Here is a 22,659-nt window from a genome sequence, read left to right as displayed (position 1 = left end):
GATTCGCGAACTTTACCCCAAGACGTACCCCCATCATTAAGTCTCGCTATACAACTCACTCTAAACAAGCTTCTGCCCGACATATGGTGTTTACTGATGCGAAGTGTTTTAATATGAAAAACAGACGCTTAACGTAAGAAAACCAATTTATGCAATTTCGAGTTATTTTAATGCTGTGCCTAGCCTTGATGGGTTGTTCATCCAATCCAGAGTTAGCTCCTGACCCAAAAACTATCACGTTGTTTTATGGTGATACGTCGATCTCTTCGGGTGTTTTAGAAGATAAAACATTTAGTTCAGTGCTCGCGGATAGGGTTGAAAGCGTAACTTTTTCAGGGTCAATACGAAAGCAAGATTCTGGCTACTTCGTCGATATGCTCGTGATTCGAGAAACGAAAGAGCCACGCTCAACACGACAACTAAACGCCTCGCTTGTTATGAAGCCTGGCGAGTTAGTGGATGTTGGCGGCGTGAATAACGATGTATTTAGAGTTATTCTCGAGTAACACACCCAATGTGCTCAATTAATCTGAATTTTTGCTTTACCTCAACCTAGCTTCAAGTCTTAAGCTTCTCTTACTCATTGAAAAGGAGCTTATTATGCAAAACAACTACGTAAAAGAACTTGCCGTCAAAACTTATCAAGAAGAGCTTCAGAAAGAGTACGTAAAATCTAAAGCTCGCCCATTTCATGCCCCAAGTTTTATCGGAGGAATACTGTTGTCAGTCGTGCTGGTTGGCTTGTTTTAATTTATGCAGAATTTTTGATCCATTACCAACTCTCAACATCTCTATTTGATGCGTTTTAATGCATACGGCACAATCGCTTATGTTGAATTATGACGCTAATGTCGAGAGGAAGTATGGCCAGTCCAAGAGTGTTAAAGGTACAGATTACTGACATTACCTGTGGTGAGAATGTCACTATCATCGAGCCAAGCAATGTTTATGGCTGTGAGCTTAAAGATGACGTGTTCGTTGGCCCCTTTGTCGAGATTCAAAAGAACTCCGTGATAGGCGAGAGAAGTAAGATCCAGTCTCATACCTTTATTTGCGAGTATGTGACTATCGGAAGTGACTGCTTTGTTGGGCACGGGGTGATGTTTGCGAATGACTTGTTTAAAGATGGCAAGCCAGATCCAAACCCAGACAGTTGGGGGCGAACTGTTATCGCTGATAACGTTACTATTGGTTCTAATGCGACAGTGTTGCCTGTCAGTGTTTGCGAAGGGGTGGTAATCGGCGCAGGCAGTGTGGTGACAAAAGACATCACCGAGAAAGGTATTTATGCAGGCAACCCTGCTAAGAAGTTAAGAGACTTACCTTAGATTCATAAGACAAGCTGAGCTGTATGAATCATAAGGTGCAGCTTTTTAGATAAGCGACAGAGTATTGATTATGGATGTATTTTTACACGTACTTCACCCAAGCGATGTTAGTGCTTTGTTGGAATTTGAAGTCGAAAATAGAGAGTGGTTTGAGCAATTTGTCCCAGCTCGGGAAGACCGTTTCTATTCTAATACGGGTGTTGCCGAACAAATCACTAGCTTTCTAACAGAGTATGACAATGGCGATATGATTCCTATGTTGATCAAAGACGCTAATGGCACTATTTGTGGGCGAATCAACGTTCGTGATATCGATCAGAACGCTGAAAGTGGAGAACTAGGTTATCGAATAGGTCATTCCTTTGGTTCTAAGGGTATTGCGTCTAACGCGGTGAGGAAGTTACTTATCTACTTGGCCGAGAACTCTTCCCTTAGGTATGTTGAGGCCTATGCGTTAGTGGGTAATATCGGCTCAAATAAAATTTTATCCAATACAGGATTTGATTTAGTTGAGCGCGTTGAAAGTTACGCCGTGTTCAAAGGGAAGGATCAAGATGCTCATTATTATCGTAAGGTTTTAGCTGACTAGCTGACTAGCTGACTAGCTGACTAGCTGACTATCAGTGCCTTTTACATTAGAAGCTGGCAGCGTCCTTCTAGCCAGCTTCGAGTCTTTTTATTTCAAGGTTACTTCTAGGTTTTGGCCACTTCTAGATTTACTGTTACTTCTGAGGTTTGTTACGTTCGATTACGCTAATCGCGATCGCCAAAAATAGGATATCTTTCACTAGGAAGAAGTTAGTGACTAAGATGCCATCCGATACTTTCCAAGCGTTTGGCGTTGTAATTAGGAAGCTGAGTGTCACAACAAAGATAGCCGCTGCAGCAATGCCTGAATAGAAAGCAATTGTCGGTTTCTTAAATCCAACGATCAGTCCAATCGCGACAATGATCTCCGCGCCACCCACCATGTTAGACACAGCTTGTACTGAAAACAGATTGTAAAGCCAGTTCATTGCAGGATGATTTGCGATTAGCGGTTCAATGAGCATCGCTTCGGTTGGCGTAAACTTGTAAATACCAATCCAAGCGAGCACTAATGCTACGCCAATCACACCAAGGTTATATCCCACATTACTCTGTTTTAAATCATAGGTTTGAACATGCATAAAAGTACTCCATTTAATAAAATCCCTGAATATGACCGCACTAGTGCAAAATTAATTTCGCTGTGAGAGTATTAGTTTTCTGTATGAATCATAATGCTTGGCAACTTTTAGTGTTCTCTATGCTAATGATTTGTGTAAAGAAAAAGAAACTAGAGCTTTGAATGAGAGCTTTAGATGACAGAATAAGGAGATAGGTTATCAAAGCGCTTATATATGATGTATTTGGTGGGGAGTCAGCGAAAGGTAACCCTTGTGGGGTCGTAGAACTTGGCCAATGGTTAGCCGCCCCGGAATTACTAGAAGTAACGCATCAACTCGCACAGCCAATCACTGCTTTCGTCGTGAAATCAGGGAATGATTTCGATATTCGTTGGTTCTCCTTAGATGGTGAAATAAACCTTTGTGGTCACGGCAGTTTGGCTGCAGGCACTAGTTTGATCGATAAGTATAAGTTCAATGAGGTTACCTTAAATAGTGATTATGGACAGGTCGTGATTTCTAGAAAGGAAGGCTTGTCTCAAATAGAGTTGCCAAGCTGGAAGGGTAAATCTTACTCGCAGTTACACGATGTTCCTATTGATTTGGCGGCTTTAAATCAATCTGTTGTCGAAGCTTTTTCTACAAGAGATTTAGTGCTGATTTTGGAATCAGAGGAAGCCGTAAAGAATTTTTCGCCTGACTTTGAATTGTATAAAAAAATTAAAGATCTGCATGCAGTGATGGTGACAGCCAAAAGCTCAGATGACAGTTATGTTCTGCGCTATTTTGCGCCGAAAATCGGTATTTCGGAGGATTTAGCAACAGGTTCGGCACAATGTTCACTGGCTCCATATTGGTTTGATAAGCTAGGGAAAGACAAGCTTTCAGTTCGTCAGCTTTCAAGTTCTGGTGGTTGTTTTGAAGTTGAGAGGAAGGCAGATTCTTCAATTGTGGTGTCGGCACGAGTTGAGCGCCGTCCATAACAGAATGATGATCTCACTGGAGAGATAGAGCTTTCCAATTTTTGTTTTCAATATTAGGAATTTGGATTAGATTACGTTGACGTAAATCCAAATTATAAGAAGAGAATCGCTCGTGAAAATCCATAGAATTAACCCGACCAAACGTTGGTCAGATGTAACTGTATTTAATGGCATCGCAAGCTTTGTGGAAGTGGCTGAGAAGGATACATCTGCAGGAATTAAGAGTCAGGTTCAGCAAATTTTTGATCAAGCTGAAGCAATGATGAGTTTAGTAGACAGTGACAAATCTCGCGTATTGTCGGTAACGATTTACTTAACAGATTTTGCCAATTTTGACGCGTTAAATGAAGTGTGGGAATCGTGGTTCCCTGAAGGCTGTGCGCCAAGCCGCGCATGTGTGAAAGCAGAACTTGCTAACCCTGAGCTATTGGTTGAGATGTCGTTTATGGTTGCTGCGGGTGAAAAATTCCAGTAATTGAAGATACTGGTACCAATAACCTTATAAAACGTTATAAATACAACAAAGCCACTCAGGTGAATCACTTGAGTGGCTCTTTAATTTTATACGCTACCCAAAACTAAATCGGGTCAGGCATTAAGCGAGACCTTGATCTCTGGCCATCTGCTTCGCGATTTTCGGTGCGTGCCATAGACACGGCAACAAGATGAACGATACAGGAACCGCAGTGATTACAATGAATGACTGTAGAGCGGAGATGCCGCCAGAACCCATTGAGATAAGCGCAATGGCTACTGCACCCATGATGATACCCCAGAAGGTACGTACGGCTGCGTTTGGCTCTGTAGTGCCTGTCATTACCACACTGATGGTGTAAGTCATCGAGTCACCTGTTGTCACGATGAACGTGGTCGTCAGGATAAGGAACAGAATCGCAATCAAAGTAGGGAACGGCAGCTGAGCGGTAATTGCCAGTAGCACAGCAGGAAGGTTGAAGCCTTCGAACGCGCTAGAAATCACGCCTGGGTTCTCTAATTCAAACGCTAAACCACTACCACCAACGATGCTGAACCAGAAACACGTTACAAGCGGTGCAACGATGCTGATAGAAACGATCATCTGGCGAATGGTACGGCCACGTGAGATACGAGCAATGAAGATTGCCATCATTGGACCATAGCCTAAGAACCAACCCCAGAAGAATACCGTCCAGCCACCTAGCCACGCTGTATCTTGGCGGTACAGTGCCATTGGGATGAAGTTATCGACCATTTCGCCCATACCTTGCAGGTAGCCATCAATAATGAAGCTTGTAGGGCCTACTAACAGAATATAGCCGATTAGGCACACTGATAAGATGATGTTGTAACGGCTTACCAGTTGGATGCCTTTGTTAACGCCACTCAATGCAGACAGCGTGTACATAGCAATAGCAAAAATGATCACGACGCTTTGCGTTGCGAATGTGTCTGAAATACCAAACAGTTCACTCAGTGCGTAGCTGATTTGAAGACCAAGGAAGCCGATAGGACCGATAGTACCCGCAGCGACTGCAACGATGCTGCACGCGTCGACTACGTTGCCGATCCAGCTGTTGATTGCTTTGTCGCCAAGTACTGGGTAAAGAAGAGTACGAGGCTTAAGGGGAAGGCCTTTATCGTAATGCAGGTGCATTAACACGATGGAAGACAAACCACCTAAGATTGCCCATGCAAGGAAGCCCCAGTGCATGAAAGATTGTGATAGGGCGTTGAACGCCATCGCTTGAGGATCAGCGTTGCCATAAAGTGGTGGAGCTGAAACAAAGTGAGCAATAGGCTCTGCGGCTGCCCAGAACACACCACCGCCAGCTAGCAGCGTACATAGGACGATAGACATCCATTTAAAGGTGGTCATTTCAGGGAGAGCAAGCGTTCCTAAACGAACGTGGCCTGTGCGTCCTAGTGCAAGCACTAAGCCGATAATGAAATTGAGTAGTAGTAGGACTTGCCAGAAAGCACCGAACCACTTAGTTGAGTAACTAAAGCCGATGTTTACAAGTTCGGACAACACGGAGGTGTTGGTGAAAGCAAGGACGACAAAGAGGGTTAAAAAACTCCCACTAAGCCAAAATACTGGGTTTCCGAGTTCCAGTTTTTCACCCAAAGATTGAGCTTTATTGAAATTGATAGAAGTAGCTTCTGCGTTGATGTTTTCGTTGGCGACTTGCGTCAAGTTGGACATTATTTCTTCGCTATATTTGGCTCTTTCAAGCCTATGTATTTCTCCCACACTTGCATAGAAGTGTGAGGTTCGTCAAAAAAGCCGCAGATACTAACACATTTGTTATCAAAAGGTGGCCGAATTCCAAAAAGAAAGCCAAATCGACTGTAAATCTCTACTTTTTGGCTAGTTTTGATACGAATTTTTTTCCCAACGCTGAGTCACATTTCTGATTTTTGAGACATTATTTTTTAGCTTTCCGAAATAAATTAATATTAGTTGTTGGTGCAAAATAAGTGTCGACTCATTGCATGCTATAAACAAATTAATGCGAGTCATTTTATAAATAGAGAATATTTTAGGTGTTAAATTTGCGTTGTTACCTACAGTTGTTTTGCGAAGAGATTTAAGTGGTGAGTAAAGTCTCATTTAAATTAAACATCTTGAAACAACAACTTAAGGGATAGCTAACATGCACCTAAACCAAGGAAGAGTGGCCAAGAAGGTTTTTACACTCAGTACTCTCACTGCGTCATGCTTGATGGCGTTCAACAGTTATGCGGCTGTTGATTGCTCAACGTTAGAAACGTGGGACTCTGCCACTGTTTATACCGGTGGTGATCAGGTTTCACATGACGGCAGCGCGTACTCAGCAAACTACTGGAATCAAAATAACAACCCAAGCCAATTTGAAGGTGATTACGCACAATGGAAGAAAGTCGATGTGTGTAGTGGTAATGGCGGTGGTGGTACACCAAACGAAGCACCAACGGCTTCATTAACAACGCCTACAGCATCAGATGTGATTGTTGAAGGCGACAATGTCGTATTAAGCGCAACAGCACTGGACGCTGATGGTAGTGTTGCTTCCGTAGAATTCTTTGTTGATGGTTCTTCGGTCGCGGTTGTGACAGCGGCACCATTTGAAGCAACGTGGGCTGCAACGTCGGGTAACCATCAGGTTTCTGTTGTCGCGACAGACAACGAAGGTGCGGCAAGCCTTGCTAGTGAAGTTTCAGTGGTTGTTGATTCAGCACAACCAGGAAATGAAGCACCGACAGTTTCGGTTGCGCTTTCAGCAGCTTCGGTCGATGTTGGTGGTGTAGTAACGCTTACCGCAACAGCAGCAGACAGCGATGGCACGGTTGATAAAGTAGATTTTTATGTGGCAGGCGCTCTTATTGGCACAGCTGCAACTACCCCTTACACGCTTGATTACACAACCACTCAAGCGGGTTCTTTAGCGGTTTACGCAAAAGCGACTGACAATCAAGGCGCAACGACAGATTCAGCGCTGGCTTCTTTGACGGTGAATGGCACACCAACGGTGAGCACTTGTCGACCTGATGGCTTATATCAAACTCAAGGTGTCGATGTTCCTTACTGTACTATTTACGATGATGAAGGCCGTGAGAAAATGGGCGCGGATCACCCACGTCGTGTCATTGGTTACTTCACCAGCTGGCGTGCAGGGGACGACCCACAAGCTGCTTACCTAGTAAATGACATCCCTTGGGAACAACTCACACACATTAACTACGCTTTCGTGAGCATTGGCTCAGATGGCAAAGTAAACGTGGGTGATGTGAACGATCCGAATAACGCAGCGGTTGGTAAAGAGTGGCCGGGCGTTGAAGTTGATCCTACCTTAGGCTTCAAAGGTCACTTCGGTGCATTAGCGACAGCTAAGAAAAAACACGATGTTAAAACGCTAATCTCTATTGGTGGCTGGGCTGAAACGGGTGGTCACTTCGCGACTGATGGCAGTCGAGTAGCTGATGGTGGTTTCTATACCATGACAACCAACGCAGACGGTTCTATTAACCATCAAGGTATCGAAACATTCGCCACTTCCGCGGTTGAAATGCTTCGTAAATACCAATTCGATGGCTTAGATATCGATTACGAATATCCAACCTCTATGGCGGGTGCTGGTAATCCGTACGACAAAGACTTCATGGAGCCGCGTCGCCAATACCTGTGGGCTTCGTACCAAGTCTTGATGAAAGTGCTACGTGAGAAGCTTGATGCGGCGTCTGCGCAAGATGGTAATCATTACATGTTAACGATCGCGGCGCCTTCTTCTGGTTACCTGTTGCGCGGTATGGAAACGTTCGATGTGACTAAGTACCTCGATTACGTAAACATCATGTCTTACGACCTTCACGGTGCGTGGAACGATCACGTAGGTCATAACGCTGCGTTGTTTGATACAGGTAAAGATTCAGAGTTAGCACAGTGGAACGTTTACGGCACTGCGGCTTACGGTGGTATCGGTTATCTGAACACGGATTGGGCTTACCATTACTTCCGTGGTTCTATGCCAGCAGGTCGTATTAATATCGGTGTGCCTTACTACACTCGTGGTTGGCAAGGTGTAACCGGAGGCGAAAATGGTCTTTGGGGCCGAGCTGCACTTCCAAACCAAGCTGAATGTTCAGCAGGTACGGGGGAAGGTGAGAAGAATAACTGTGGCCATGGTGCAATTGGTATCGACAACATGTGGCACGATACCGATCCAAAAGGTAACGAAATGGGCGCGGGTTCTAACCCAATGTGGCACGCGAAGAACCTAGAGAAAGGCATTTGGGGTTCGTATGCAGAGGCTTACAAGCTTGATCCTGTGAATGATCCATCTGATGTTCTAACGGGAACTTACACGCGTAACTACGACAGCGTAGCGGTTGCCCCTTGGTTGTGGAACGCAGAGAAGGGCGTATTCCTTTCAACGGAAGATAAAGATTCTATCAACGTGAAAGCAGACTACGTTATCGACAAAGAGATCGGCGGTATCATGTTCTGGGAACTGGCAGGGGATTACAACTGTTATGTACTCGATGCAAGTGGCAACCGAACGTCTATTGATACGACAGAACAAGCGTGTAACAGCGGTAACGGTGAGTTCCACATGGGTAACACCATGACGAAAGCTATCTACGACAAGTTTAAGTCTGCGACCCCATACGGAAACAAGGTAGCGACGGGCGCTATCCCGACAGAAGCTCTAGATATTACGGTATCGGTTGGTGGCTTCAAAGTCGGTGACCAAAACTACCCAATCAATCCTAAGATCACGTTTACAAACAACACCGGTCAAGCACTTCCGGGTGGTACCGAGTTCCAATTCGATATCCCAGTGTCAGCGCCTGACAATGCAAAAGATCAATCGGGTGGTGGTTTAACGGTGATTGCTTCGGGTCATACTCGTGCGGATAACATTGGTGGATTAGATGGAACCATGCACCGAGTGGCGTTTACTTTGCCTACATGGGAAGAGCTTCCAGCTGGTGGTGTGTATGAGCTAGATATGGTGTATTACTTGCCAATTTCAGGCCCTGCTAACTATGCAGTAAGCGTGAACGGTATCGATTATGCCTTTAGCTTTGAGCAACCAGACCTACCATTAGGTGATATCAGTTCAGGTGGCGGTAACCCTGGCGATGGTGGCACAAACCCAGGTACATGTGATACAGCCGGTTTAGCGGTTTACCCAGACTTACCTCAGAAAGATTGGGCGGGTAACCCAAGCCATGCAAACACTGGCGACCAAGTGGTTCATAACGGTAGTATTTACCAAGCGAACTGGTGGACAAGTTCTGAACCGGGTAGCGATGGTAGCTGGACTCAGGTTTGTTCTTAATTTAATGCTCACTAATCGATTTATAGACAATAGCTTGCGTTGATAGTCAGTAAATACGAATGCTTTTAAGTCTATTTATCAGGGTTTTAGTGTAATTTAAGTAATCAACTTCAACGTAAAATTAAAACGCCGAACTGAATCCAGTTCGGCGTTTTTGCTTTAAGTCACAGATTGCGTATAGAAACCCTTAAAAATATCGACACTCGTTCAGTAAAAAATAAAAGCATGATATAAAACAGTCTGTATATAAGAGAAGTCACAGCGTTACCTAAAATTATAAATCTATGGGGTAATCTTGAAAGTCAGACGTAAATACATTCTTAGTTTTTCCATTGCGCTCGCCATTGTGTCGATGATTCTTTCGGCTTTTCAATTTAACCGAACTGAAAGGTCACTGTTGGAATCCAATCAGCTATTTTTTCGAACGATTGTCAATGCGAGTTACGATATTGTCGACACAACAGTTAATGAGGCGATAAAGACATATCTCAAAGGAATTACCGATACCGTTGCGTCCCATGTATGGCATGCCACACCGGAACAAGAAATTGAACAGGTAAGCCAGATCGCCAGTGAACTGCACATTGGACAATCAGGTTATATCTATTTGATGTCACCGCAAGGCGTTCACCTCTACCATCCTTTCTTGCAAGGCAAGAAGCGCGGGCATCTTACTCATATCCAAAAACAACTCAGTATCGACTCTGGTATGATCGAATACTTTCACGCTAATCCTCATGAGATAAGTCGGCGTGCAAAAGTTGCCTATTCGATGAGGCTACCGAGTGGCAATACTTTGGTCGCGACGACCTATAAAGAAGAATTGATGTATTTGGTCGATCTTGAAGGCTTAAAAGATAAGCTGAGAAAGTACGCGTTCGGTGATAGCGGATATGTGTACATTATTGATCTTCAGGGTAACTTAGTGCTTCATCCTGATTATGAACACAAGTCATTGAAAGCCTTGATAGGCTACTCGTCGGAACTGCTAATTGATCGAATCGCAACCAAGCCAGAAGGTCACTTTAGCTATTCAATTTCCAGTGACAATGGTACGACCAACAAAAACGTCTTCTATAAATTTTACCCCTATCTGAATTGGGTCATTTCCGCGGGTATTTTAGAGCAAGAGCTCAATAGAAATCATAGTTTGCTGTTCATTAGTTTGATGGCTTTAGTCGTGAGCCTATTGAGCATTATCATCGTGTTGGTGCTTTACCTGCGGCATCGTCATCTCAAAATATTGGATGTTGCGAGCCTCGATTACCTCACTGGTCTTCCTAGCCGACGGAGTTTTATTGAGCAGTTAAAGCTGAAAATTGCTCAAAGGTCGCCTTATCCGCTAACAAATGTCGGTGTCATTTTGCTTGATATTGACCATTTCAAACGAGTGAACGATCAATATGGTCATGCTCAAGGCGATAGGGTTATCTGTGAGGTCGCAAAATCACTGAAGAGATTTGTTAATCGTCGTCGCTTGATTGCACGCTATGGCGGTGAAGAGTTTATTTTGGTGACGTTTGATTGTGATGAGCGTGAGTTATTCGAATTGTCTGAGGAACTAAGACGAAGTGTAGAGCAACTGCAAGGTTTGGTGTCACCTGTCACAATCAGTGCTGGCTGTTGTCACGATCGAGCGCTCACTGATATTGAAACAGCGATCGATAAAGCTGACAAAGCGCTTTATCAAGCAAAAGAGAGGGGACGTAACAACACTCAGACGTATCAAAAGAACGAATATCGCGTTGCTTATATGTGATCAGTTGAAAGAATCGATGTCTTCAAAGGCTGGAAAATTGGAAATCATGCTCTTGAGAACGACAGACACAAAAAAGCCCAAATAGATCGCTCTATTTGGGCTTTTTCTGAAATATTTGAAATGCTAATCGCTAATTTAAGCTTTCGCTGCTTTCATCGCTTCCGTTTTTTTTTCCTTTTGCATTTTTGCAAGGAAGTAGATGTTTACACAAGCGATGAAACCGTTGGTCGCGACCACTGGCCATGCGTCAATCATAACGCCGTATGCTGTAAAGAGAGTACAGCCAATAAAGTTAAGGACACGCAGACGAACGATATCTTTCATTGTTAATGAAATTGCGACCATAATAGATGCCGCGTAACCTAAAATTTCAACCATATTGAATTCCATTGTTTGACCCTCTTAAATTTGCCGATACTTTGTCGGTACCAATTCTTCTCTTCATGAGATGATTGAGGAAGCTCCGTGCCTCGAATGGTCTGGTTATGTTTAACGAGGTAGACTATACCAACTCTGTTTTTGTGATTAAACCCCCAAAACGGGCAGAAGTGAAGGTTAGCGATTACGCAAACGTTTAATGACCTTTCTATTAACATAATTACTATTTATGTTGGGAGGTTAATTGATATTTATTCTTATATAGGTAAGGAAGCCGCGAATGATAAAACGATCCATTTGTGCAACAAAAAGCATAAAAAAAGCAGCGTTATTGGCTTTGATAGCGATTGGACTGACAGCATGTACCACACAAGAAATGCCGCCAACGCACAATTATGGTGTGGTCACCAGTGGCGATTTTGAGTTCATGAAACACGGAGTGACGACGTACTCGTGGCACCCTGAATCAGAGCAGGTTTACCTTTCTCAAAAATACGATGAGACCGTAGTAACCGATCTGGTGCGTGATGCGATTGAAGATCAACTCGCTACGAAAGGTTATCAACTGAATCAAAATGGTGCAGTTGGTGATGTTGTTGTCGGTTTTGGATTGGCCGAAGAATCAGAGTTAAATGATGACTCGATTTTCGATGCGATTAAGCTTTCAACAGGGGTGCCATTTTATGATGGTGACGGAAAAGTCGCCGAGAAAGGATCTCTGTACATTGCTTTTTTCGTACCTAACTCTCAGGTCGTACAATGGCAAGCATTAGCACAGTCTGGCATTCAACCTGATTTAGAGCCAAGCGAGAGCAAACAGCGCATTACTGGCTTTGTTGAAATGTTATTTAGACGCATGCCTGAGCGATAGAATAAGGCGTTGGATGCATTCGTTGAGTCAATATTGGTTGTTGAAAATATGGTCAGATCGCAGATTATACTTTTTTATTTGTAACGAATGGTACAAATACGTAAAGCAACGTAAAGTTCGCGCTTCTTTTGCTAGCATTTGTCTATACTGCTCAAAACGTTAACTTAGGTTTGATTCAATGAAACTGTTTTCCAAATACTCTCTCCCTCTATTAAGTATATTCATTGTAAGTAACGCAGCGATGGTAAGTAATGCAGCTATCGCAGCACCTTCTATAGTGCCAAGCCCACCTAGCCTAGGCGCAAAAGGGTATGTGTTAATTGATTTTAATTCTGGTGATGTGCTGGTAGAAAAAAACGCACACACTAAGTTAAACCCAGCGAGTTTGACCAAACTGATGACCAGCTATGTGGCTGGGCAAGAGATGAAGCGAGGCAACATCTCTGCTGACGATCAGGTACGAATCAGTGAGAACGCGTGGGCGAAAAAATTCCCAGACTCATCGAAGATGTTCATTGAAGTGAACACCGATGTGGCGATGATGGATCTTTACCGTGGCTTGATTATTCAATCAGGTAACGATGCGAGTGTTGCGATTGCGGAACACGTTGCGGGCTCACAAGATGCATTTGTGGATCTTATGAACTCTTGGGCAACATCTTTAAAATTAGAAAATACCCACTTTGCTAACGCGCATGGCTTAGACGCTGACGATCTTTATTCGACTCCTTACGATATTGCATTACTAGGTCGTGCGATTATTCGTGACTTACCGGATGTTTATGGCTTATACAGCGAACGTTCGTTCAGTTATAACGGCATCACACAACACAACCGTAATGGCTTACTGCGTGATAGAAGCTTGACGGTTGATGGAATGAAAACGGGCTATACCTCTGGTGCTGGATACAGTTTAGCGAGTTCGGCGACACAAGGTGAGATGAGACTTATCGCGGTTGTTATGGGCGCATCAAGCGTTAAGAGCCGTGAGTCAGACAGTAAACAGTTATTAAGCTATGGCTTTAGGTTCTTTGACACGCTAAACCCACATCAAGGTGGAGATGAAGTCGCTGAAGAGAAGGTATGGTTTGGTGCCAAAGATACATTGAAGCTGGGTGTTGCAGAAGACACGTTTATCACACTGCCTAAGTCAGACAGTAAAAAGCTAACTGCATCGATTGAACTTGATTCTGAGTTGAAGGCACCGATTGCAGAAGGTCAAACACTAGGTGTGGTTCATTACACCGTTGATGGTGAAGATGTTCAAACTCAACCATTGATTGCGTTAGAGGCTGTTGAACAAGGTGGCATATTCAAACGTCTGATGGACTACATTAAATTGTTCTTCGCGAGCCTATTCTAAATAGAGTCTTTACCGAGCTAAAAAATAAATTAATGGGTGTTGTGAGTGAATCATAGCGCCCATTGTTATTTCTAGATCCATGAAAACGCCGTCACCTGCTTTCTTTATTAGCCGTAGCGGGCGGTTTCGATTACTATACGCAAAATTTAGCAGTGTAATCACTTATGACCATAGAGATAAAGAACGTAACCGAACCTGAAGTAACATGTGCCAACTGCCAGGCATGCTGTTGTCGTCTAGAGGTTATGATCATCACAGATACAGGCGTTCCTGAAGAGCATATTGCTTATGACGAGTGGGGCGGAGAAACCATGCTGAGATTAGACGATGGCTGGTGTTCTGCAGTAGATAGAGAAACACTGATGTGTACTATTTACGAGAATCGACCTTGGATCTGTCGTGAGTTTGAAATGGGCTCATACGAATGTGTAGAACAACGCACCGATGTGATGGGCTAATCGCTCGTAGAGCTTAGATGCTCCGCAAGAAAACCGATAAAAACTCGAATTCGTTGGGGCAAATATTCACTCGCATGATACACCGCGTACATGGGTAAGTAGTTGTTGCTCCATTGTTCTAATAACTGCGTTAATTCCCCATTCTCTACAAATTCTTTGCCCATCCAATCCGGTAAAGCAACCACACCTAAACCTTGTCTAGCCATTTTAAGTAACATTTCTGGACTGTCTGACGTGAAAATTTGGTTTACTTTCATACTGGTGCACTGGCGATCTTTGTCTGTGAAACGCCATTCGTTTGCAGGGTTCATCAGAGAATAAGTTAAGCACTTATGCTGGCTAAGATCTTGCGGATGTTTAGGTTTTCCGTGATTTTTTAAGTAATCGGGCGATGCAAAGTAGTGAACTCTATTGTTGAAAAGAAAGCGAGCTTTTAACCCTGAGTCTTCAAGTTGTGATGCTCGAATGGCGACATCTATATTGTGTTCATTGAGGTTAACAATACGGTCGTCGACACTCAGGTTAATGCGGATACCTGGGTGCTGTTCAATGAAAGCTTGAAGCGGCTCACTGAGTAACATCGATGAAAAGGCACTTGGCGCAGATATCTTGAGCTCGCCTTCTACGGATTCTGTCTCACGCTTGAGCTTGCTTTCTATGGCAGACATCTCTTCGAGCAAACGGGAGCAATATTCTAGGTAGTCTTTCCCTGCATGAGTGAGGGATATCTTGCGGCTGTTTCGCTGAAACAGAGTCATCCCTAAGTCACTTTCCAACCATGCGATCTTCTTACTAACCGCACCCTGTGTCATGTTTAACTTATTGGCGGTTGCGGTGAAGCTATTCAGTTGTGCGGTTTCCACAAAGATACGAATACACTCAATCTTATCCATCTTACTCACCTTGTGTTTATCTATTCCAATTTGGAATCTTTACTATCATGAAACTAGCATTTATCACCTTAATTATGAATGATTAAATAACATCGTTGAAATTAATGATTCTTATAGAGGTAGACGGAATGAGTACAGTAATAAGTATTTTGATGGTGATGTTCTTTGTGTTGGCGAGCTCAATCAAGACGCTTGGTTGGCAAAAGAAGGTCTTTGAAATTCAGCTTGGTTTCTTTAAAAGCTATGGCTTGAATAGAAAGGTCATGTTTCTCGTGGGGTTAATCGAATTGACCGGAGCGGCTCTTTTGATTTTAGCCCTATGTGACATCTCACCAGAACATACTCAATTGATGGGTGGTGCAATATTGGGGGCTACTTCGATAGGGGCGCTTTATTTCCACTTACGCTTTGATACTTGGAAGGACGGCATTCCCGCGATGGTCACTTTATTGTGTTCAAGCTTTTTAGTCTTAGATTTCTGGTACTAATGTCTTGGTCTTTCGACCGAGGGTTGAAAGCTTATTTACAGGACATTTGAGAAGCGTAGGGCTCGAAAGCCCCACGCTAAAGATAGCGGTTAAAACTCAGAAGGCACTTCAAATTCCATCCATTTACCGGTTGTTGGGTGAATCAGTTTTAGGTAGCCCGCATGAAGGTGTAAGCGCTCACGTTTGTAACCATAGAGATCATCACCTCGGATTGGTACACCAAGGCCCGACGGGTGAGCGCAATGCACGCGTAGCTGATGGGTGCGGCCTGTTTTCGGATACAGATGAACCTTGGTTTTACCATTGCTGGTACCAATCGCTTCCCAATGAGTTTCAGCGTTACGTCCATGTTCATGGCAAACCAATTGTCTTGGTCTGTCTGTTATGTCGCCGCGCAAGGGCATGCTAATATCGCCAGATTTGCCGTCGATTTCACCATCTAACAGAGCTGTATATCGTTTCTCTACGGTTCTATCTATGAATTGCTTCTGGATGTGTTTATTAGAATCTGCGGTCAGTGCCAAAATCAATAATCCAGACGTCGACATGTCTAATCTATGGATGATCAAAGGCCCTGTCGCATTCGGGTAACGCGCTTTAATGCGTGTATAAACCGAGTCTTCGATAAACTTGCCAGGAACGGAGAGAAACTCTTCGGGTTTATTAACCACCACGATCTCGTCATCTTCATAAACAATATCAAACGACTTACCCACTGCAGGGTTCACGATAAGCGGGTTATCTTCTAATTCGATGCCATTCAGTTGGTGACTGATGATCTCGAAGCTTTTACTTTGGCAAACAGGGTATAGGTTTCCGTGTTGGCGAATGACAGCCGTCGGAGGCAGTCCCCACCAAAACTCAGACAAAGCTAATGGTTTAAATCCGTGTTCAAAAGCAAAATTAAGCAGCTTAGGTAGGCAACAGTCGCCAGAGCCTTCAAGAGCGTCTTTGCCATCTAACAATTCAAGCAGGTTCTTTGATTCGAGTGCTTGGTTGATAAAGCGATAATGGAACAAACGTTGCGCTTCTAATTCGGCTGAGATCGCTTGGTACTCTTGCTTGCGGCTCTTAAGTTCGCTTTCGATAGCATCAACTTGCAACTGGCGTTCTGCGATCTTTTGTTTCCACTCGATACGGAGCGCTTTTAGGTCGCGCTTCTCTTGGCTGCTTTGATTACCTAATTGTTTAAGCAGGTCAGCGGCTGAATCAAGATTCCCCAACGCTTTCTCTTGATTGGCTTTTTCTCTTAGAATCGTACGCTCAGCCTTGTTAGCAGCCATTGCGATCTGAAATGCTTCAACTGCTTTACTCGCATCGTTTTTGAGTTCATTTAGGCTTGACGTCAAATCATCTAGGTTATGAGTTTGTTCTAGGTTCGTAATGTCATTAATCAAGGTTGCTTGCTTGACTAAGCCTTGCGTGTTTTGGACTTGAAACTGTTGCCCATCAAAAGCAGAAGGAACAAAGGCAATACTTGTTAGCGGAGAGGCGAGTGACGAATCTAACTGCAAACCTGAAAATGCAGAAAGGTAGCCTAGTTCTTGAGTTGTTGGATCCTGAACAAGAAGTACGGCATAGAGGTTGCCTTGCGATGTTTCATTCACACCACAGTCGAGCAGTGACTGTTGAAGCTGCAGCATTGCTAACTCACACATTGGGTGCGGAGTATAGTAATACGGAAACGTAAACCGAGTGGGTAGCGATAAGTCTTGGTTCGCTGGTTGGTTTAAAGCGTGCAGTGGTGTGTATTGAGCAAGGTTTGCTGACATGAAAATCAAACTCTATGGCTGTTCAGTTAGAGTTCGGTATTGTTGTCGAAATGAAGGCAAATGAGAAGCCAAAGCGAAAGATAAATCGGCTTTGGCTTCATTTAGTTGCTTGTGCTTATCCTAAGCGCGTCCGAGCTTGATTGAAACTCGATCAGCTCGAGTGTTCTAGCTCTACTTGCTCTGCTTTTTGGTAAGCAGGGTGGTCAGCCAAAAGCTTACCGTATTTAGCAATGTTAGGGTAAAGCGCAGTTGCACCAAAGTTACCAACGATTTCTACGATGAACGACATCATAAAGTCTGCACCTGTTAGTGTGTCTGCAACCAAGTAGGTTTTACCTTCAAGAGCATTATTCACGTAAGTTAAGATCTTTTGGTTTTCATCGTCAGCGTAGCCGCCAAGGAAATTAGTCTCGCAACCGTCTTTCATTACAAAGATCTTAAGCAACATTGGCAAAATACCTGAGCTTTCAGCGAAGTGAAGCCATTGAGAATATTCTACGTAGTCTGCGGTGCCGCGTGTAGGTGCGAACTTACCCTGACCGTATTTGTCGATTAGGTACTCCGTGATCGCGCCAGATTCAGTGATCACGATGCCATCGTCTTCAATGACAGGAGATTTACCCAATGGGTGAACGGACTTAAGCTCTGGTGGCGCAAGAAAAGTGACACTGTCTCGTTGGTATGGTTTGATTTGGTAATCTACACCAAGCTCTTCCAACAGCCAGATGATGCGCTTTGAGCGTGATTTATTCAGGTGATGCAAAGTAATCATGATTCTACCTAGTTAACTAACGGGTTCAGTTTTTGAATTTATTTAGCTTCGTTTGTTTTGATAACAAGCTTACCGAAGTTTTGGCCTTCTAATAGACCCATGAGTGCTTGTGGCGCCTCGTCTAGACCTTCAATTAGGTGCTCACGGTAATGCATCTTGCCTTGAGACAACCATTCTGTCATTTGAACAGCAAACTCGTTATAACGGTGCGCGTAGTCATCAAAGATAATGAAGCCTTGCATCTTAATACGCTTGACCAGCAGCGTACCCATAAGGCTAGACATGCGATCCGGGCCTTCAGGCAGTGATGTCGCATTGTATTGAGAGATAAGGCCACATACAGGAATACGAGCACCGGTGTTAAGCAATGGCATTACGGCATCGAAAACCTTGCCGCCAACGTTTTCAAAATAAACGTCGATGCCGTTGTCACATGCTTTAGCCAGTTGTTCCGCGAAGTCGTCAGCTTTGTGGTCGATACATTCGTCAAAGCCAAGCACGTCTTTCGCGTACTGACACTTCTCTTGACCACCCGCAATGCCGATAACACGACAGCCTTTTAGTTTGCCGATTTGTCCAACGGTTGCGCCTACTGCACCTGTTGCCGCCGCAACGACTAGCGTGTCGCCTTGTTTAGGTTGGCCGATATCAAGCAAACCCATGTAAGCCGTAAAGCCAGGCATACCCATAATGCCAAGTGCATAAGAAGGGTGCGTTGGTTCTTTGCCTAGTTTGATGAGGCCTTCACCGTTAGACACACCAAGATCTTGCCAACCAGTGTAAGCCAGTACCCACTCGCCAATTTCGTAATCAGCGTGGTTTGATTCTTCAACCTGACATACGGTTGCACCAACCATCACTTCATCAATCGCAACTGGGTCTGCGTAAGATTTAGCATCGCTCATACGACCACGCATGTATGGGTCTAGAGAAAGATAAACTGAGCGAAGTAACATCTCGCCATCTTGAATTGTTGGTGCGGCTACTGACTCTAAACGGAAGTTATCTTGAGTCGGTGCGCCAACTGGGCGAGAAGCCAATACGATGCGGCGATTGTCTTGTTGAGTCATTGGATATCCTTAATTTTATATTATGTTTATTTGGAATTAGACCAGTCGTCTAGTCTTGTTGTCTAAAAATCCCGCCGTCATCAAATTGATAAGAGGGCGGGTTATCTGTCGTTAATAAAGACTAAACACAGTACGTGGTTAGTTTTTACCTTTTAAAATCTGTTGGGTTAGGTTTAAAGCTGATTCTAAGCTGCTTGAGCTCTGGCTTAGTTTGCTCAACAAACTTGCGCCCAACCACATAGAATATAGATTTTGAGCGGTTTCTTGGCTGTCTTCAACTTTAATGGAGCCATCTTCAATACCACCAGCAACACAGTGTTGTATCGTAGAGGTCACTTTTTCAGCCCCTTTTAGCAAGGCTTGACGCATAGGATCAGAAAGATCAGAAACTTCAGCGCTGAGCTTAACGACTAAGCATTTATGAGCGTTACAGGTACCGTTTTCAATCTGTGACCATCGAGTGAAATAACTGATGATTCTCTGGTAATGGTTTCCTTCGCCATGAACCAAAATAGTTTCAACTCTGCTGATGTAGGTCTCAAAATAGTGTTGGATCAGAGCCTCGCCAAATTGCTCTTTCGATTTAAAGTAGTGGTAAAACGACCCTTTCGGCACGTCCGCTTCTTTAAGCAATTGCGATAAGCCAACGCCGTTAAAGCCGTTGTTCACTATTAATTGGTAGCCAACATCTAAAACATGCAGGCGTGTGTCATTCGTTTTTTCGTTCATGGGCAGTACTATAATTCAAATTAGACCAGTCGTCTAGTGGTCGATTTTTGAGGGTATATTTGGTCGTTGTTAAAGTAGCTAAATAGCCAAAGTGCCAAAGTGCTTTCAAATGTTCACATATAAAAAAGCCCCAACATAGCTTGTATGTTGGGGCTTATATCAGTCACTTCGGTTATTTGATAGAGATTAACTCAACATCAAAAATCAGAGTTGATGACGGTGGGATAGGGCCTGAACCGCCCTTACCGTAAGCCAATTGGCTCGGAATAAACAGGCGAACTTTTTGGCCTTCAACCATGTAAGTCAAACCTTCTTGCCAGCCTTTGATTACTTGCTTAAGAGCAAATGAGATTGGCTCGCCGCGCTCAACAGAGCTGTCGAAAACAGTGCCGTCGATAAGTGTACCGTGGTAGTGAACCGTTACTTTACTGTTCTTAGTTGGGTGCTCTGTGCCTGTACCTTCTTCAAGTACAAGGTATTGAAGACCGCTTTCAGTCGTAACAACCCCTTCTTTAGCACCGTTTTCGACAAGAAACTGTTGGCCTTGCTCGATATTTTCTTCGCCAGATTTATGATTCATCCAAGTGCGGTAGATCATGAAGCCAGCCAAAATAAAGACAATGACCGGGATGATAAATTTAGACATAGTAAAACCTATTTATAGTTAATGCTGTATTTCATAGTTAATGCATAATTTGATAGTTAATGCAGAATTTCGCAGTTAATACAGAGTGTGTTAATCAATGGGCTAAAGCCGTGATTAGGGTTGAGTCAAAAGGTAGTTGATCGTTTTTGCGATGCCAGCAACATCTTGGTGACCTGCAGTGAGTACTTGGTATTTACCGTTGATGATAAATGTTGGTACTGAGTTGATTTGACCTTTTACTGAGATCTCTTCTGCTTTCTTAACGTAGTCAAATAGAGCAACTTGCTGTTCTTTATTCAGTTGGTATGGGCTAACCAAACCACGAGAAGTGAACGCTGTCTCTAGTGCTTGTTGACGCTGTTCTGGCGTTGCATCTGCACCCATTTGAACGGCACCAAATAGGTCGTCCATGAACGCGTGGTCAGGTGTCGCGTCAAGTTGCATCACTGCTGTGTAGTAGATCATTGCGCTGATTTGAGCACTTTCATTGAACGTTACGTGCATCTTGCCAATAGTTTGGCCTGTTAGCGACTCAATCTCTGGAATTGCACTTTCCATTTGACGACAGTGACCACAGTTTAAAGAGAAGATTTCAGTGATCGGAGACAGGTTAAATTCAGTTAGAGCAGTAGGAAGTGCTTCGTATTGAACGCCTTTCTGTGGCTCGTCTGTTTCACTACAACCCGCAATAATAAGTACGGCAGCGAGTGCTGTGATGAATTTAGTAAATGGTTTAAACATAATGTTTGCTCTAGCGTTGAGAAGTCGTGAGATTCTAACTATTTAGTACGAATTGGAAAACAATTATAAGGTAAATAAATGCAAACAGTTGGAACTAGCGGGTGATGACAGGCTAGTTGACGGTTAACTGTGATCAAAAGCACTTTTTTGGGATGTGCTTTCTTTTCGTATAAAGTTTTTGTCTAAAGTTTTTCCCTCGGTGCCGATATAGACATTAGTGAATGGTTTATCTGCATGAGTGGTTGGTGAAGTAATGAGATATTTAGCGATAATGTTAAGCATAGCTTTGGCAGGGTGTGAAACGACGTTACCAACGGGTATGTTAGGTGACGATCTGCTAGAAACTGCTCCGCAAACCGATTACGACCTTATGCATCCTGAATGGGGTGTGGTTCAAACGACATCTGTAGCGAGCAATCGCAGTTACTCAGTCCAGAACAGCACTCATCAACAAAAAACCATCACAACCAACTATGGACGTGGTGTCTCGACTAATGACCCACTGGAAGTTTTTTTAAGACAAAACCGTATCGACTTTGAAGTACTGCCGGGCAACCATGTGATGGTAAAGCTGGAACAGCACGTGAACTTTAAAACGGGTTCGGCATTCCCTGAGCCAGCCTACAATCAATGGCTGGATACTTTAGGCAGTTACCTTTCTCAACGCCAAGACATTGATGTGGTGATTGAGGGCCATACTGATAACACGGGCAGTGATCGTGTTAATGATCCGCTTTCTGAGCTACGTGCAAAAGAAGTGAAAGCGCGCTTGGAAAGTAACTATGTTTCGAGTCGTGCTATTTACACTCGCGGCTTTGGCGAATACGTACCTGCTTGTACTAACGCTTCTCCGCAAGGCAAGGCGTGTAATCGCCGTGTAGAATTGATGCTGATTGTGTCGAAGTAGTCATTTGAGCTTTCTTCCCTAAATTGAAAGCGACGAGTTCCAAATAATAGACATAAAAAATCCCTCATATTTGAGGGATTTTTTGTATCTGACTTTCGTTACGCAGGTTAGCTTATGCGAACTGCTTTTCTAAGTAAGTAACGATATCCGAAGATTCATACATCCACTCAGTTTTGCCGTCTTTTTCGATACGTAGGCAAGGCACTTTAACGCGACCGCCACCAGCTTCAAGCTCTGCACGGTGTTGATCATTGTTCTTTGCATCACGAAGTTCAAATTGAACCGATTGACGTTTCATCGCGCGGCGCACTTTTACACAAAATGGGCACGCTTCGAATTGGTATAACGTGTGCGTCTTTGCCTGCTCATTCACTTTGCTTTGCTCTTCTTGAGAACGCTTCACACCACGTGGGCTGAATACAAAATTCAATAACAAGATGACACGACCTAAGAACCAACGGATAAACTTCATAACTCTCTCTACATATTTAAAATTAGCGTTACAATTTGCAGCATTATATACACAAGTTTTGCTAGATGCTCGCAACAAAC

The 22,659-nt window shown here is 43.7% G+C and carries 24 protein-coding genes; 13 read left to right on the top strand and 11 right to left on the bottom strand.

The genetic code is table 11. The features are described from left to right. Positions 1–149 precede the first annotated feature (149 nt). The 4 genes from L3V35_RS01890 (at position 150) to L3V35_RS01875 (ending at position 1,917) form a co-directional block, all read left to right on the top strand. Entirely contained in the window at positions 150–506 is a 357-nt protein-coding gene (locus L3V35_RS01890) for a hypothetical protein (protein ID WP_146457734.1), read from the top strand. 94 nt (positions 507–600) lie between these two features. Beyond that, positions 601–750, top strand: coding sequence for a hypothetical protein (locus tag L3V35_RS01885; protein WP_165886753.1), 150 nt, complete (start codon positions 601–603; stop codon positions 748–750). A gap of 113 nt (positions 751–863) precedes the next feature. Next, complete coding sequence (locus L3V35_RS01880) at positions 864–1,328, top strand: acyltransferase (RefSeq protein WP_237298198.1); 465 nt, start codon at positions 864–866, stop codon at positions 1,326–1,328. Positions 1,329–1,398: 70 nt separating this feature from the next. After that, on the top strand, positions 1,399–1,917 hold the full coding sequence (locus L3V35_RS01875) for a GNAT family N-acetyltransferase (protein ID WP_237298197.1): 519 nt from the start codon (positions 1,399–1,401) through the stop codon (positions 1,915–1,917). Positions 1,918–2,050: 133 nt separating this feature from the next. On the opposite strand, the gene L3V35_RS01870 is transcribed toward L3V35_RS01875, so the two are convergent. After that, on the bottom strand, positions 2,051–2,497 hold the full coding sequence (locus L3V35_RS01870; RefSeq protein WP_004731440.1) for a DUF417 family protein: 447 nt from the start codon (positions 2,495–2,497) through the stop codon (positions 2,051–2,053). A gap of 197 nt (positions 2,498–2,694) precedes the next feature. Between L3V35_RS01870 and L3V35_RS01865 the strand changes: the two genes are divergently transcribed. Beyond that, positions 2,695–3,459, top strand: coding sequence for a PhzF family phenazine biosynthesis protein (locus tag L3V35_RS01865; protein ID WP_237298929.1), 765 nt, complete (start codon positions 2,695–2,697; stop codon positions 3,457–3,459). 112 nt (positions 3,460–3,571) lie between these two features. Then, positions 3,572–3,934: a RidA family protein gene (locus tag L3V35_RS01860; protein ID WP_237298196.1), complete on the top strand. Its 363-nt coding sequence runs from the start codon at positions 3,572–3,574 to the stop codon at positions 3,932–3,934. A 120-nt stretch (positions 3,935–4,054) separates the two neighbouring features. Here the strand turns inward: L3V35_RS01860 and L3V35_RS01855 are convergent, their stop codons facing one another. Then, positions 4,055–5,641 carry a BCCT family transporter gene (locus L3V35_RS01855; RefSeq protein ID WP_237298195.1) on the bottom strand — a complete coding sequence of 529 codons (1,587 nt, stop codon included), beginning with the start codon at positions 5,639–5,641 and terminating at the stop codon, positions 4,055–4,057. Positions 5,642–6,092: 451 nt separating this feature from the next. Here L3V35_RS01855 and L3V35_RS01850 point away from each other — a divergent pair, with 451 nt between their 5' ends. Beyond that, the gene (locus L3V35_RS01850) at positions 6,093–9,260 is read left to right on the top strand and encodes a glycosyl hydrolase family 18 protein (protein ID WP_237298194.1); all 3,168 of its coding nucleotides are present in this window, start codon (positions 6,093–6,095) and stop codon (positions 9,258–9,260) included. 295 nt (positions 9,261–9,555) lie between these two features. Further along, on the top strand, positions 9,556–11,019 hold the full coding sequence (locus L3V35_RS01845) for a sensor domain-containing diguanylate cyclase (protein WP_237298193.1): 1,464 nt from the start codon (positions 9,556–9,558) through the stop codon (positions 11,017–11,019). 135 nt (positions 11,020–11,154) lie between these two features. Here the strand turns inward: L3V35_RS01845 and L3V35_RS01840 are convergent, their stop codons facing one another. Beyond that, positions 11,155–11,409, bottom strand: coding sequence for a YgjV family protein (locus L3V35_RS01840; RefSeq protein ID WP_010430226.1), 255 nt, complete (start codon positions 11,407–11,409; stop codon positions 11,155–11,157). 268 nt (positions 11,410–11,677) lie between these two features. Here L3V35_RS01840 and L3V35_RS01835 point away from each other — a divergent pair, with 268 nt between their 5' ends. The 3 genes from L3V35_RS01835 to L3V35_RS01825 all read left to right on the top strand — a co-directional run bounded on the left by L3V35_RS01835 (position 11,678) and on the right by L3V35_RS01825 (position 14,089). Then, a complete protein-coding gene (locus tag L3V35_RS01835; RefSeq protein WP_017093719.1) occupies positions 11,678–12,268 on the top strand; it encodes a DUF4136 domain-containing protein in 591 nt (196 codons plus the stop codon). Between the two features lie 178 nt (positions 12,269–12,446). After that, positions 12,447–13,631 carry a D-alanyl-D-alanine carboxypeptidase family protein gene (locus L3V35_RS01830; RefSeq protein ID WP_108185383.1) on the top strand — a complete coding sequence of 395 codons (1,185 nt, stop codon included), beginning with the start codon at positions 12,447–12,449 and terminating at the stop codon, positions 13,629–13,631. A gap of 164 nt (positions 13,632–13,795) precedes the next feature. Continuing rightward, entirely contained in the window at positions 13,796–14,089 is a 294-nt protein-coding gene (locus L3V35_RS01825) for a YkgJ family cysteine cluster protein (protein WP_017076090.1), read from the top strand. Here L3V35_RS01825 and L3V35_RS01820 read toward each other — a convergent pair. Then, the gene (locus L3V35_RS01820) at positions 14,086–14,982 is read right to left on the bottom strand and encodes a LysR family transcriptional regulator (RefSeq protein ID WP_237298192.1); all 897 of its coding nucleotides are present in this window, start codon (positions 14,980–14,982) and stop codon (positions 14,086–14,088) included. The genes L3V35_RS01825 and L3V35_RS01820 overlap by 4 nt on opposite strands. Positions 14,983–15,086: 104 nt before the next feature. Between L3V35_RS01820 and L3V35_RS01815 the strand changes: the two genes are divergently transcribed. After that, positions 15,087–15,470, top strand: coding sequence for a DoxX family protein (locus L3V35_RS01815; RefSeq protein WP_237298927.1), 384 nt, complete (start codon positions 15,087–15,089; stop codon positions 15,468–15,470). Positions 15,471–15,559: 89 nt separating this feature from the next. Here L3V35_RS01815 and L3V35_RS01810 read toward each other — a convergent pair whose 3' ends face one another. From L3V35_RS01810 to L3V35_RS01785, 6 genes are all read right to left on the bottom strand, one after another. After that, the gene (locus L3V35_RS01810) at positions 15,560–17,242 is read right to left on the bottom strand and encodes an RluA family pseudouridine synthase (protein WP_237298191.1); all 1,683 of its coding nucleotides are present in this window, start codon (positions 17,240–17,242) and stop codon (positions 15,560–15,562) included. A 151-nt stretch (positions 17,243–17,393) separates the two neighbouring features. Further along, positions 17,394–18,014 (bottom strand): glutathione S-transferase, encoded by a 621-nt coding sequence (locus tag L3V35_RS01805; RefSeq protein ID WP_108185380.1) that lies wholly within the window; start codon positions 18,012–18,014, stop codon positions 17,394–17,396. 38 nt (positions 18,015–18,052) lie between these two features. Further along, entirely contained in the window at positions 18,053–19,084 is a 1,032-nt protein-coding gene (locus tag L3V35_RS01800; RefSeq protein ID WP_237298190.1) for an NADP-dependent oxidoreductase, read from the bottom strand. 138 nt (positions 19,085–19,222) lie between these two features. Further along, positions 19,223–19,813, bottom strand: coding sequence for a TetR/AcrR family transcriptional regulator (locus L3V35_RS01795; protein WP_029222534.1), 591 nt, complete (start codon positions 19,811–19,813; stop codon positions 19,223–19,225). Between the two features lie 172 nt (positions 19,814–19,985). Beyond that, positions 19,986–20,459: an FKBP-type peptidyl-prolyl cis-trans isomerase gene (locus L3V35_RS01790; RefSeq protein WP_004731366.1), complete on the bottom strand. Its 474-nt coding sequence runs from the start codon at positions 20,457–20,459 to the stop codon at positions 19,986–19,988. 114 nt (positions 20,460–20,573) lie between these two features. Then, the gene (locus L3V35_RS01785; protein WP_237298189.1) at positions 20,574–21,200 is read right to left on the bottom strand and encodes a thioredoxin domain-containing protein; all 627 of its coding nucleotides are present in this window, start codon (positions 21,198–21,200) and stop codon (positions 20,574–20,576) included. A 271-nt stretch (positions 21,201–21,471) separates the two neighbouring features. Here L3V35_RS01785 and L3V35_RS01780 point away from each other — a divergent pair, with 271 nt between their 5' ends. Further along, on the top strand, positions 21,472–22,107 hold the full coding sequence (locus L3V35_RS01780) for an OmpA family protein (RefSeq protein ID WP_029222001.1): 636 nt from the start codon (positions 21,472–21,474) through the stop codon (positions 22,105–22,107). 112 nt (positions 22,108–22,219) lie between these two features. On the opposite strand, the gene L3V35_RS01775 is transcribed toward L3V35_RS01780, so the two are convergent. After that, complete coding sequence (locus L3V35_RS01775) at positions 22,220–22,579, bottom strand: glutaredoxin (RefSeq protein ID WP_004731371.1); 360 nt, start codon at positions 22,577–22,579, stop codon at positions 22,220–22,222. Between the last annotated feature and the right edge of the window lie 80 nt (positions 22,580–22,659).

Source organism: Vibrio sp. L5-1 (genome assembly GCF_021728315.1).
In the GTDB taxonomy this organism is placed as follows: Bacteria; Pseudomonadota; Gammaproteobacteria; order Enterobacterales; family Vibrionaceae; genus Vibrio; species Vibrio splendidus_K.
Note: the sequence above shows the minus strand (reverse complement) of the source record. Positions and strands in the feature narration are given on the sequence as shown.

Coding starts and splice junctions, on each gene's coding strand:
- L3V35_RS01890 (WP_146457734.1), top strand. CDS start 150: ATGCAATTTCGAGTTATTTTAATGCTGTGCCTAGCCTTGATGGGTTGT.
- L3V35_RS01885 (WP_165886753.1), top strand. CDS start 601: ATGCAAAACAACTACGTAAAAGAACTTGCCGTCAAAACTTATCAAGAA.
- L3V35_RS01880 (WP_237298198.1), top strand. CDS start 864: ATGGCCAGTCCAAGAGTGTTAAAGGTACAGATTACTGACATTACCTGT.
- L3V35_RS01875 (WP_237298197.1), top strand. CDS start 1,399: ATGGATGTATTTTTACACGTACTTCACCCAAGCGATGTTAGTGCTTTG.
- L3V35_RS01870 (WP_004731440.1), bottom strand. CDS start 2,497: ATGCATGTTCAAACCTATGATTTAAAACAGAGTAATGTGGGATATAAC.
- L3V35_RS01855 (WP_237298195.1), bottom strand. CDS start 5,641: ATGTCCAACTTGACGCAAGTCGCCAACGAAAACATCAACGCAGAAGCT.
- L3V35_RS01850 (WP_237298194.1), top strand. CDS start 6,093: ATGCACCTAAACCAAGGAAGAGTGGCCAAGAAGGTTTTTACACTCAGT.
- L3V35_RS01840 (WP_010430226.1), bottom strand. CDS start 11,409: ATGGAATTCAATATGGTTGAAATTTTAGGTTACGCGGCATCTATTATG.
- L3V35_RS01835 (WP_017093719.1), top strand. CDS start 11,678: ATGATAAAACGATCCATTTGTGCAACAAAAAGCATAAAAAAAGCAGCG.
- L3V35_RS01830 (WP_108185383.1), top strand. CDS start 12,447: ATGAAACTGTTTTCCAAATACTCTCTCCCTCTATTAAGTATATTCATT.
- L3V35_RS01825 (WP_017076090.1), top strand. CDS start 13,796: ATGACCATAGAGATAAAGAACGTAACCGAACCTGAAGTAACATGTGCC.
- L3V35_RS01820 (WP_237298192.1), bottom strand. CDS start 14,982: ATGGATAAGATTGAGTGTATTCGTATCTTTGTGGAAACCGCACAACTG.
- L3V35_RS01815 (WP_237298927.1), top strand. CDS start 15,087: ATGATTCTTATAGAGGTAGACGGAATGAGTACAGTAATAAGTATTTTG.
- L3V35_RS01810 (WP_237298191.1), bottom strand. CDS start 17,242: ATGTCAGCAAACCTTGCTCAATACACACCACTGCACGCTTTAAACCAA.
- L3V35_RS01805 (WP_108185380.1), bottom strand. CDS start 18,014: ATGATTACTTTGCATCACCTGAATAAATCACGCTCAAAGCGCATCATC.
- L3V35_RS01800 (WP_237298190.1), bottom strand. CDS start 19,084: ATGACTCAACAAGACAATCGCCGCATCGTATTGGCTTCTCGCCCAGTT.
- L3V35_RS01795 (WP_029222534.1), bottom strand. CDS start 19,813: ATGAACGAAAAAACGAATGACACACGCCTGCATGTTTTAGATGTTGGC.
- L3V35_RS01790 (WP_004731366.1), bottom strand. CDS start 20,459: ATGTCTAAATTTATCATCCCGGTCATTGTCTTTATTTTGGCTGGCTTC.
- L3V35_RS01785 (WP_237298189.1), bottom strand. CDS start 21,200: ATGTTTAAACCATTTACTAAATTCATCACAGCACTCGCTGCCGTACTT.
- L3V35_RS01780 (WP_029222001.1), top strand. CDS start 21,472: ATGTTAAGCATAGCTTTGGCAGGGTGTGAAACGACGTTACCAACGGGT.
- L3V35_RS01775 (WP_004731371.1), bottom strand. CDS start 22,579: ATGAAGTTTATCCGTTGGTTCTTAGGTCGTGTCATCTTGTTATTGAAT.